Raw genomic sequence first — 11,582 nt, 5'->3', positions numbered from 1 at the left:
TAATTTAGAACAAATTTAAATTGAATTCTTTTTGTAAGGAAGACTGAAATGTTAAGACTCGAAAAAACTTTTTATTCCCTTGTAATTACCTAAACTTTTGTTCGACCTAATGGCAGTTACTTTGCTAAACTGAAAATTTAATATCATGAAAAAACGATTAATAATAGTTGTTGTCACTTTAATTTCTTTAGAAGGATTTTCTCAAGATTTAAATACATTTTTAAGTAAAGCTGATGTTTTTTTTAAGACTAATGTCGAGCACGGTAAAGTAGCCTATTCGAAAATTCATTCTAGTCAGGACGAACTTAACAGTATTTTGAAAATTGCTGAAGGCATTTCAGTTTCTAAAAATGATGCTTATAACTACCAAGCTTTTTGGATAAACGCTTATAACTTAGCGGTTATTAAAGGGGTAATAGATAATTATCCAATGAATTCTCCATTAGATAATTCAGGTTTTTTTGATGAAACAACCTATAGTTTAGCCGGTAAAAAAATTACTTTAAATGATATTGAACATAAACTTTTAAGAGGTAACTTTAAAGATCCACGTTTTCATTTTGTATTGGTTTGTGGTGCTGTGGGTTGTCCGCCATTAATTAGTCAAGCCTATTTGCCAGATACTTTAAATGTGCAATTAGATATTCAAACTAAAACAGCAATAAATGGTTCTTTTTTAAGAGTGAATGTTAAAAAGAAACGCGTACAAGCCTCTCAAATTATGGAATGGTATAAAGAAGATTTTACTATGAATGGTGAGAGTGAAATTGATTTTATAAATACATACCGCACAGAGAAATTAGATAGTAAATTTAAATTAAGCTACTTTCCATATGATTGGAAAGTGAACAATCAATAAACCAAAACAACTAATCAGAAATAATCATAATGAAAAAAATAATCGCAATAGTAGTATTTACAGTCATTGCTTATAATGGGTATTCGCAAGAAGATTCAGAAGTCACTCAAAAAAGTAATATTCAAACTTATACACCTTCTAAACTTTTAAAGAAAGGACAGTGGGATATTAAATGGTTTAATAACCTTTTCACGCAAACAAAAAGTGCTGATAGCAATGGCGATATAGCAAAAGACTTAGATCGAGAAACATACTTTACATCAAGCATTGATATCTTTACAGGAGTTTCTGAAAACAGTAAAATAAATGTTGGTTTATTAGCTGAAATCAGGTCTAATGTCATTGGAGATAGAAATGCGCTAGATGTATTCTCTTTTGATGGTGAAAACGGAACAGCGCGCTCTGGATTAACTTCTATTGCTCCAGTTATTAAATTCAATCCACTTAAAAATGTAAGTAACTTTACAGTGCAAACCGCGTTTCATATTCCCTTAATTGATAATGAAAGCGAGACTGGTGTTTTTTTAGATCAAACGGCTTATACATTTCAAAATAGATTTTTCTATGATTATACTTTTCCAAGTGGAGATTGGCAGTTGTTTACCGAGTTAAATACCGAATATAACTTTGGAGATGAAAATAGTTTTGCTAATAAAACATTTTTACTTGCTCCAGGCGTATTCATGAGTTATTTTCCAAGTCAAAAATCTACTGTTTTAGGCTTTGTTCAGTATCAACAACGTTTTGGTGATTTCACTCAAGATTTCACAGCATTAGGTTTTGGAGGAAAGTATCAATTAACACAAGCTTTGAACTTAGAAGTACTCTATAGTAGTTTTGTTAGAGGTGCAAATTCAGGTATAGGGCAATCTTTTAATATAGGATTAAGGGCGTTATTTTAATGAATAATAGTAAATTAGAGGCTTAAATATATTTTATGAAGGCGTTTAAGCTTCTGATTTTAATGTCAATTTTAACTACAAAGTCTTGTAAAACTCAGGCCTATAAAATTAATGGGGTGAGTTTTGTAGCCTCTCGTGAGGCTGTAGAGGCGAGACATATAGATCCTGTTGTAAGCGTCAATGCAAATTATGCAGCCATTATGCCATTTGGATTTATAAAAAACTTAGAATATCCAGAAATAGTTCACAATACAGACAATCAGTGGTTTGGCGAAACCAGAGCTGGTGCAAAGCAATATATTGACGAGCTAAGAAAGAAAAAGATTAAAGTTATGATTAAGCCTCAAATTTGGGTTTGGCGTGGCGAATTCACTGGGTATATAGAAATGAAGAATGAAGCCAATTGGAAAACTTTAGAAGATTCCTATTCAAAATTTATTTTAGAGTATGCCGAATTAGCTTATACTGTAAAAGCTGAATTATTCTGTATTGGCACCGAGTTAGAAAAGTTTATAGAAAACAGGCCTGAGTTTTGGAATACTTTAATTAAAAAAATAAGAAGTAAGTACAAAGGGAAACTAACCTATGCATCAAATTGGGACGAATTTAAGCGTACACCGTTTTGGGATGATTTAGATTATATTGGATTAGATGCCTATTTTCCTGTGAGCGATAATAAAACCCCTTCAATAGAAGAATGTTTAGAAGGTTGGAAAACGCATAAGAACGAGATTTACCAGATATCTCAAAAACACAATAAACCCATTTTATTTACCGAGTATGGTTACAGAAGTGTAGATTATACAGGAAAAACACCTTGGGTAAGTGATAGAAGTATGAATCAAGTTAATCTTGAAGCTCAAACCAATACAACTCAGGCCTTATTTGAAACCTTTTGGGATGAAGATTGGTTTGCTGGCGGATTTATCTGGAAATGGTTCCATAAACATGATAAAGTAGGTGGTAACGATAATTTTATGTTTACACCCCAAAACAAACCAGTTGAAGCGTTGTTGCGTAACCATTATAAATTTACAAATGAATAAATAAAAATCATTATTAGGTAACTTGATGCTTTATCGTTTTGTTCGGATTGTGATGTTGTTTGAAAAACAACAAGATAAGTAGTCATCATAATTTTGCGGTAATAAGTAGAGGTAATTAGTTAATCAAAACCCATTTAATATTAAATGAAAAAACATGTAAATTTCTTTTTGCTATTTGTTTTTATAACATCTGCTGTATCCGCACAAGATGGCATAGTACACGATTTAAAAATTCAAGGACATAAGAAATTAAAAGCTTCATTTATAAAAAGTATTTCTACTATTAAATCAGGACAAGTTTTAGATTCTATTCATATTGAACAAGATATTCTACGTTTAAAACGCTTGCCTTCAGTTTCTCATGCTTACTATCAAGTTTTTCCTTCTGAAGGCAATCAATATAATGTGTTTTATAATATAGTAGAAAATTTCACACTAATTCCATCAGCGAATATTTATACAACGGATAACGATGAATTTGCATATAGATTAGGGCTTTATGAATTTAATGTTTTAGGAAGGAATATAACTTTTGGCGGGTTTTATCAAAAGGATATTTATGATAGTTATGCCATAAATTTTAGAGCACCCTATTTGTTTTCTAATAAATTAGGTTTGGCTATAAATTATCAAGATTTAACAACTCAAGAACCCGTATTTTTCGATAATACCTCCTCTAATTATAAATACAACAATAAATCCTTTGAAGTTTTAGGGTTGTATGAGTTTAACTTTAAAAATAGATTAGAATTGGGTGTAAACTATTTTGTTGAAGATTATGAATATAAATTTGGCGCTACGAATCCTAATGTTCCTCAAGCCTTAAATGTTCATAAATGGTTACTCAAAGGAATTTATGAGTATAATAAACTAGATTATTTTTATCAGTATGTTTCAGGGTTTAAAAGTCAGTTTGTTTTTCAATACGTAACATCTACAAGTGATATGTTACCTGATTTTTTTATAGGATGGAACGATTTTTTTCTTTTCAAGCGTGTTGGTGAAAAAGGGAATTGGGCTAATAGAATACGCCTGGGGATTTCATCTAATGACGAAACCCCTTTTGCACCTTTTTCAGTAGATAATAATTTAAATATTAGAGGTGTTGGAAATACCATTGATAGGGGTACTGGAGCTATTGTGTTAAATTCAGAATACAGGCAAACACTTATTGAAAAAGGGTGGTTTGTCTTGCAGGGTAATGCTTTTTTAGATGCAGGTTCATGGCGAAATCCTGGAGGTGAATTAAGTGATTTTAGTAAAGATGATAATATTAAAGTTTACCCAGGATTAGGACTCCGATTTATTCATAAAAAAATATACAACGCTATTTTTAGAATTGATTACGGTTACGGAATCTCTCAAAATGCAACCAAAGGTTTTGTTTTTGGAATTGGGCAGTATTTTTAAACTAAACACAAATTATTTATTTCTTTAATGTAATCTGTTAGTTTTGCAAAATAAATATTAATGTTATGAGAACTTTAGCAATAGGAGATATACACGGTGGCTTAAAAGCTTTAATTCAAGTTTTAAATAAAGTTGAAGTTAAAGATGAAGATACTTTAATTTTTGTTGGCGATTATGTAGATGGTTGGAGCGAATCGGCTCAAGTTATTCAATTTTTAATTGAGCTTTCAGAAAATATCAATTGTGTATTTATTAAAGGAAATCACGATGTTTGGTGCGAAGATTGGTTGAGAAGCGGAGAAGTAAACCAAACATGGTATGTCCATGGAGGAAAGGAAACTTTGGAGAGTTATGATGGTTTTTCAACTGAAGAAAAGAACAAACACTTAGAGTTTTTTGAAAATATGTTATTGTATTATTTAGATGACGAAAATAGATTGTTTCTTCATGCAGGTTTTACATCGATGCATGGTGTGAAACGCGAAGTTTTTGAAACCACATTCTATTTTGACAGAACCTTGTGGGAAATGGCGTTGATAATGGATGAGCGCATTGAAAAAGATTCCGCAATTTATCCGAATAGACTAAAACATTACAAAGAAATTTACATTGGTCATACGCCAACTATAAACTTTAATTGTGATGTGCCTATGAATGCTATAAACATCTGGAATATAGATACAGGAGCTGCTTTTGCTGGTAAATTATCTGCGGTAGATATAAATACTAAAAAAGTGTTTCAAAGTGATAAATTACCAGATTTGTATCCAAATGAAAAGGGGCGTAATAAGTAAGTCTTAACAAATATTTTTTTTATAATAATTATATAAGGCATCACAATCTGCTCCAAACCATTTTTTTAGATAAATAGACCAATAGATGTATTGCAGTTTCCAAATGCCATATTTTCGGTACATTCTAGCCGATGTTATCAGTTTCTCGTTAATAATTACAAACTGATTTCTTGCATATAATTCATTAATTAAAATATTATCTTCATAAATAATGTACTTTTCGTTAAAACCACCAATATTATTAAAGAGTTTTTTAGTAATAAACTGACTTTGATCTCCGCCACGGCAAGCGCGCCATCTAAATTTGGTAAGCCAACTAGCTAAGCTAAGCCACCAATGGTTACTGTCAAATTGCATTCTAAAACAACCAGCTTCGTTTTTATTTTTAACTTCTCTTATAATAAATTGGTCAAAATGTTTAGGAGGAAGCGAATCAGCATGTAAAAAATAAAGGATATCTCCAGTAGCAGATTTTGCGCCTAAATTCATTTGTTTTGCGCGCCCTTTTTCTGAATTTAAAAGCGTTATTTGAGTTTTTGATACTTGATTTAAAATCGATTTATCGTTTAAATCTGTTTTGTCAATGAAGTTAAAGGCTGCTTTGTTTTTTATACCAGTGAAATTAGAAAATGCCTGAACAATATGTCTTGTGTCATCAAAACTACCACCATCAATAACTATAATTTCAGAAATATTTTTAGCAGAAGAGTTGGCAAGCAAATACTCTAATAGTTTGCCTATATAAGTTTCTTCATTTAAAACGGGAATTATAATGCTTATCATAAGTATGCTTACGAGAAAATAGTAGGTTTGTTGTTAGTCGTTTAAATCCCAATTATAATCTTTGAAACTTTTTTTCGCTTTTGCGGAAATTATAATATCAGAATAGGTGTTTAAAAAATCAATTAAATCACCATCTTGTTTAAAATCTTTAGAAAACCATTGAAATATTTTTGATAGTTTTAAACTGTTTTTAGAAATTTCATTTCGGTTAGAATCGCTCAAAAATTCTTTAGTTACATGAGTTAACTGCTTATCTAAATTTAAAGCTTGATAGGCTTCATTTTGTGATTTTGGACAAGAAAATGAACCGCAAACTATAGCAAAATGAATACGAGGTTCATCCATTTTGCGTAAAATTTGGTGTTCTATTTCATTTAAATTATACCATTTGTTACCTAATTTCCATAAACGCTGGTCCCAAGGGGCTTTAATATCTTTAATGCTTTTTATGGGGTAATACCGAAGAATTAAATCTATGGTAAATGCATTATAGGTGTTTATCCAATAGGCTAATTTTTCCTCTTTTGACCATGAACCATTTGGTGTATTTTTCCCTAAACTTGTTATGTAGTTTAATAATGCTTTTCTATCTGTTTTGAATCTCTTATAATTTACAATTCCTTGACTAGAAACATGTTTTTGAAGTAAATCTGTCCATGAGTCATGATTGAATGATTTGGATATTTCATTCTCTGTTTCAGTACCTAACACTTCAGGTTTGCTGTTTCCAGAAACAACTAAAGCTTCGGGAATAGTTTCTGGAACAGGTCTTTTTTGTCCTCTTATGGAGTCTGCAGTTTTTAAGGTTTTGAGAGTCTGGTTTAGAGTGGTTTCAGAAATACGTTTTGCATTAGAACAGGATGCAATAAAAATAAAAAACGTGATTAATTTTAGGTATTTCATTTAAAAATTAGACCATCATCAACTTCAAGCCTTACATGTTTTGGTAAGGACTATCATTTAGGGTTATTAATTATCGTATTAACAACAGCCGCCACCATCATAGTGATAGGTTGATTCGCTAATATAGATGTCATCTCTGTTAAGTTTCGTTAAGTCTTCAGCAGTTTTATCACAAATGGCTAAGGGGTGGTTTTTAACTAAAACATGCCCTTTGTTATCATCAAAAAAATCTTTAGAACCATAGTAAATGGCAGCTTTTCCAGTAAAAATACAAGGGCCGTCTTCTGGCATTGGGTCTTTAATGGCTGCAACTTCAATAGATTCAATATAGATCAACTCATCTGTTGGGTAGTTCTTAGGGTCTAAAATTCGGTATGGTTTTCTGGCTCTAATTTCAATAGTTCCAAAACCTGCATCAGTTAGGGCTTTAACATATTCTTTAATTGGCAGACTTCCGCTTAAGCATAAAGCACGCAAACGCTCATCGTTACATAAGGTGTCGTTCATAGGTTGTTCGCAAGTAGGATCACTCATAACTAAGCGTCCATGAGGTTTTAAAACACGATGCATTTCTTCGATGGCCTTCTTTAAATCATCAGCCTTAAAAATATTGAATAGGCAATTTTGAGCAGCAACATCTATACTGTTATCTTCAACAGGCAGATTCATAGCGTCTCCTTTTTTAAGGTCTACAAATTCACTTTTAAACCAATCGTTTTGCGCTTCTGCTTCTTTGAAATTATTTCTTGAAGCTTCTAGCATTTCATCAACCACATCAATGCCAATAACGCCATCTTTTTGACGATTAAAATACGAAAATTGTAATAATTCCATACCACCACCAACACCAACATAAAGCATTTTTGGATTATTAGTTAAATCACGAGCATGCACCGTAGAGCCACAGCCATAGTTCATTTCTTGCATGATTTTTGGAATTTTTAAACCAGGTAATTCCCAAATTGGATTTGTGGTACAGCATAAGCCGATATCTGGTGTTAAGGCTGCTTCTTTATATACATTGTGTGTGGTTTCTAGGTAATTACTCATTTTTTTTTATTATTGAGAAAGCAGGAATCTGCTTCTAGTTGTGTCATTTCTTACTTTGTTCATTTTGCCTTGATACACTATTTAATTTGGAATGTCTAGTAGATATTTTGAATTAAATACAAAACCAAAAAATCATAATCAAGCTGAGAAATTTTTCAGTAAAAACTGAAAACCGATTCGAAAACTCCGCGTCGAACTATCGTTCTCCTGTTCTCGGAGCTTTTCTTCATCTATTCTGCACCTTGACATTCAATTCTATGAATTGATTTGGGCGTTGACTTTTTTGTTGTCTTTATTTTTATTCCCGAATTTATTTTCAATTTACTTCTAACTTTTCCTTATAGTGTTTTAATTAATTCTTTAAATAGGGTTACCATATTAGGTTCTGCTTTTTCAGCCATAGCAATAATTTCGCTTATATTAACAGGTGCTAAGTTTTCTGGGTCGCATTCGTCTGTTAAAACTGACACTGCAGCCACTTTTAATTTTAAATGATTAGCAACAATAATTTCAGGAACGGTGCTCATACCAACGGCATCAGCTCCGATTATTTTTAACATGCGGTATTCAGCTCTGGTTTCTAATTGTGGCCCCACAACACTTGCGTAAACCCCTTCGTGGAGCGTAATGTTGTTTGCTTCGGCAATACTTTTGAAAGTTTTATTGATTTCTGCATCATAAGGTGCACTCATATCCGTGAAGCGTTCCCCAAAATTTTCAACACCTTTAAAAGCGAGTGGCGAACTACCTTGAAGATTAATATGATCTTCAATCAACATCAGTTCTCCTTTTTTAAAGTTGCCATTAATAGCTCCAGAAGCGTTAGAAACCAGAAGTGTATGGATGCCTAGTTTTTCCATAATGCGAACTGGATAAGTGACATCTTGCAATGAATACCCTTCATAAAGATGAAAACGTCCTTGCATGATAATTACTTTTTTACCAGCCATAATACCAAATATAAGTTTACCTTTATGGAACTCTACAGTTGCTGTTGGGAAGTTAGGGATATGGTTATAGCTAACCTCTTTAATAATCTCAACATCATTGATGAGTTTGCCTAAACCTGTGCCTAGAATAATACCAATCTCTGGACTTTCAAAGCCTTTGCCTTTTAAGTAATCAACCGTTTCTTCTATTATTTTAATCATGTAATTGCCTGATTTTTTCTTGTAATGCGATATTTGATTGATAGAAATTTGAAGCGATTAAATCTTCATAAGTATCAATATCATTTAAGGTGTCTAAAGTAGTAAATGTAACGCTGTTTTCTTTTAATTCACTAAGTGTTTTTTCTAATAAATTAGATCTACTCCATGGCTTGTTTTCAAACACAAAATTGTGCATTTTTGATAGCCCTATTAGATAGTATCCCCCATCTTCAGCAGGACCAAATACGACTTCATTTTGTTTTAAAGCGTTTAATCCATTATTGATATGGCTTGTTTTGATGTCTGGCAAGTCTGAGCCAATAAGAGCAATACGATTATAGCCATCTTCAAATCCTTTTTTGAATGCGTTTTTCATGCGTTCGCCTAAATCTATACCATGCTGAACTGCTTTATAATCGTTCTTCCATGCTGTTTTAACTATGGCGTCAGAAAAATAAATACGTCTGTCTACTGAAAGGTCTTCTGTGGCTTTTTCGGTAACTTCTACAAGTTTACTATAAACTTCAAATGCACCTTGATTACCGATGGTTTTTGCAAGTCGGGTTTTTACTTTTCCTAGTTTAATATTTTTTACAAAAACGATAACCAATGCTTTACTCATATACTTTTATGCCTTTTTTTAACCATTTACTCCATCCTTTTGAAAAAGTATGAATGGAATCAGTAGCTTTTTCTTGTGAATTAAATACTTCTAAATCATTATTTTTCCACTCAAAAATACCACCATATAAATTATGAACATTGGTATATCCAGCTTTTTTAAGTTTCTCAGCAATATCTTCAGAACGGATTCCTAACGAGCAATACACTACAATTTTAGAATCATTATTGGGTAGTTTATGTTGTATAGACTTTAAATTAAAGGAGTCGTAACCTACGTAAATGGCATTTTCAAGATGACTTGTTTTAAACTCTTTCTTTTCTCTAGAATCTAATAAAATGACATCTTCAGTTTCGTTTTGTAATGCTTCTATAGATATGTATGGAACGCTTTCACTGTTTTGTTGTTTTAGCAATTTTGAAAGTTTCTTTTGTGAGAACCCAAATGCTGAAATTCCAATACAGATATATAAAATTATATTTTTCATAAGTTGAGTTTTCTCAATTGGTAACTTAAAGGTGTTTTTTTAAGCAACACTTCCTTGACAGCTACTTCCTGCTCCTGCGGTACAACCGTAGCAATGTTGAGAAATAACAATGTTTCGTCCTTCTAATAAATCTTCGTTATATTCTGAAATATGCTTTGCCTTACTATTTACTGGTAACTCTAACATTTGATTAAAATCGCAATCAAATAAATAACCATCCCAACTTACTGAAAGTGTATTGGTGCACATCACATTTTTAACAGCTGCAGGATTATAAGCTTCGACAAGTGAATACATATAATCTTCATAATTTTCTGAAGCAATTAAATAATCTAAAAATCGAGATATTGGTAAATTAGTAATAGCAAACAAATTATGAAATTGAATACCAAAATCTTCTTTTAAGGCTTTTTTGAAATCTTTTTCCATAGTGGCTTGATCTCCGGGTAAGAAGGCGCCTGACGGATTGTACACTAAATCTAATTTTAAGTCGCTGTTTGGCATGCCATAACCAATGGCATTTAATTCTTGTAGTGCTTTTATTGACTTATCAAAAACACCATCGCCACGTTGCTTATCTGTTTTTCCTCGCGTCCAATGCGGCATGGAACTTACTACATGCACATTGTGTTTTTTGAAAAACGCTGGTAAATCGTAATACTTTTTGTTGGCTCTGATGATGGTGAGATTAGAGCGAACGATAAAATCTTTAATGCCTGCTTTTGCAGCTTCTTCAACAAACCAACGGAAATCTGGATTCATTTCTGGTGCGCCACCTGTTAAATCTAAAGTGTGAGCTCCAGTATTTTTTATAACGTCCAAACATTGTCTCATAGTATCTCGCGTCATGATTTCTTTACGGTCTGGACCAGCATCTACATGGCAATGGTCGCAGACTTGGTTACACATATAACCCACATTGATTTGTAGAATTTCTAGTTTTTTTGCTTTAAGCGGAAATTGATTGGTTTCTGAAATTTTATTTTTAAAGGTTGGCAATTCTCCGTTTTGGAAAATACCGTTAGATAGAATTTCTAATTGCCTGTTGCTGTTTGCTAAATCGCTTTCGCGTTTGTGTAGCGATTGTGTTTTTACTTTCGTCATATTAATACTTAATACTTCTGCTTTTTTGTTCTTTGTTCATTTTGCCTTGATGCAAAACGAACCAAAAAATCAAGATCAAGCTGAGGAATTTTTCAGTAAAAACTGAAAACCGATTTAAAAACTCCGCGTCGAACTGTCGTTCTCCTGTTCTCGGAGCTTTTCTTCATCTATTCTGCACCTTGACGTTCAATTCGGCGAATTGATTCGGGTGTTGACTTTCTGCTAATTTTATTTTTTTTATCAAAAATTATTTTTCAACTTTTTTAATTTTTAATTCTTAGTAAATAAAAAGGGACTGTTAATTGATTACTGTAGACTAAAAACTGACCCGCGTATTCTATGATAGAAAACAAGTAATTTCCATAAAAAATCAGGCTACAAATTTATAAGTATCTACAAAAGGGGAATCTCTATTAATAACAGCAAAGATTCGACCTATAATTTTACATCTCACATTGTTTAATACCAGCA

The 11,582-nt window shown here is 32.1% G+C and carries 12 protein-coding genes; 5 read left to right on the top strand and 7 right to left on the bottom strand.

Going from position 1 to position 11,582, the window contains the following annotated elements; genetic code table 11:
- The first annotated feature begins 145 nt into the window (after positions 1 to 145).
- The 5 genes from P8K68_RS11850 (at position 146) to P8K68_RS11830 (ending at position 5,011) form a co-directional block, all read left to right on the top strand.
- A complete protein-coding gene (locus P8K68_RS11850; RefSeq protein WP_300251188.1) occupies positions 146 to 859 on the top strand; it encodes a DUF547 domain-containing protein in 714 nt (237 codons plus the stop codon).
- 29 nt (positions 860 to 888) lie between these two features.
- Entirely contained in the window at positions 889 to 1,761 is an 873-nt protein-coding gene (locus P8K68_RS11845) for a hypothetical protein (RefSeq protein WP_300251186.1), read from the top strand.
- Between the two features lie 62 nt (positions 1,762 to 1,823).
- On the top strand, positions 1,824 to 2,807 hold the full coding sequence (locus P8K68_RS11840; RefSeq protein ID WP_300251183.1) for a glycoside hydrolase: 984 nt from the start codon (positions 1,824 to 1,826) through the stop codon (positions 2,805 to 2,807).
- Positions 2,808 to 2,951: 144 nt separating this feature from the next.
- The gene (locus P8K68_RS11835) at positions 2,952 to 4,217 is read left to right on the top strand and encodes an outer membrane protein assembly factor (protein WP_300251182.1); all 1,266 of its coding nucleotides are present in this window, start codon (positions 2,952 to 2,954) and stop codon (positions 4,215 to 4,217) included.
- 65 nt (positions 4,218 to 4,282) lie between these two features.
- Complete coding sequence (locus tag P8K68_RS11830; RefSeq protein WP_300251179.1) at positions 4,283 to 5,011, top strand: metallophosphoesterase family protein; 729 nt, start codon at positions 4,283 to 4,285, stop codon at positions 5,009 to 5,011.
- Positions 5,012 to 5,014: 3 nt separating this feature from the next.
- On the opposite strand, the gene P8K68_RS11825 is transcribed toward P8K68_RS11830, so the two are convergent.
- From P8K68_RS11825 to arsS, 7 genes are all read right to left on the bottom strand, one after another.
- Positions 5,015 to 5,794, bottom strand: coding sequence for a TIGR04283 family arsenosugar biosynthesis glycosyltransferase (locus tag P8K68_RS11825; protein WP_300251177.1), 780 nt, complete (start codon positions 5,792 to 5,794; stop codon positions 5,015 to 5,017).
- Positions 5,795 to 5,827: 33 nt separating this feature from the next.
- The gene (locus tag P8K68_RS11820; RefSeq protein ID WP_300251174.1) at positions 5,828 to 6,697 is read right to left on the bottom strand and encodes a DUF547 domain-containing protein; all 870 of its coding nucleotides are present in this window, start codon (positions 6,695 to 6,697) and stop codon (positions 5,828 to 5,830) included.
- Between the two features lie 78 nt (positions 6,698 to 6,775).
- A complete protein-coding gene (arsM, locus tag P8K68_RS11815; protein ID WP_300251171.1) occupies positions 6,776 to 7,747 on the bottom strand; it encodes an arsenosugar biosynthesis arsenite methyltransferase ArsM in 972 nt (323 codons plus the stop codon).
- A 338-nt stretch (positions 7,748 to 8,085) separates the two neighbouring features.
- The gene (locus tag P8K68_RS11810) at positions 8,086 to 8,898 is read right to left on the bottom strand and encodes a purine-nucleoside phosphorylase (protein WP_300251168.1); all 813 of its coding nucleotides are present in this window, start codon (positions 8,896 to 8,898) and stop codon (positions 8,086 to 8,088) included.
- Positions 8,891 to 9,520, bottom strand: coding sequence for a TIGR04282 family arsenosugar biosynthesis glycosyltransferase (locus P8K68_RS11805; RefSeq protein ID WP_300251166.1), 630 nt, complete (start codon positions 9,518 to 9,520; stop codon positions 8,891 to 8,893). The genes P8K68_RS11810 and P8K68_RS11805 overlap by 8 nt, the downstream gene beginning before the upstream one ends.
- The gene (locus tag P8K68_RS11800; protein WP_300251164.1) at positions 9,513 to 10,007 is read right to left on the bottom strand and encodes a rhodanese-like domain-containing protein; all 495 of its coding nucleotides are present in this window, start codon (positions 10,005 to 10,007) and stop codon (positions 9,513 to 9,515) included. The genes P8K68_RS11805 and P8K68_RS11800 overlap by 8 nt, the downstream gene beginning before the upstream one ends.
- 39 nt (positions 10,008 to 10,046) lie before the next feature.
- Positions 10,047 to 11,111: an arsenosugar biosynthesis radical SAM (seleno)protein ArsS gene (gene arsS, locus P8K68_RS11795; protein WP_300251162.1), complete on the bottom strand. Its 1,065-nt coding sequence runs from the start codon at positions 11,109 to 11,111 to the stop codon at positions 10,047 to 10,049.
- Between the last annotated feature and the right edge of the window lie 471 nt (positions 11,112 to 11,582).

The organism is Algibacter sp. (assembly GCF_029245835.1).
Taxonomy (GTDB): Bacteria; Bacteroidota; Bacteroidia; order Flavobacteriales; family Flavobacteriaceae; genus Algibacter_B.
This window is presented reverse-complemented; position numbering and strand designations above follow the sequence as displayed.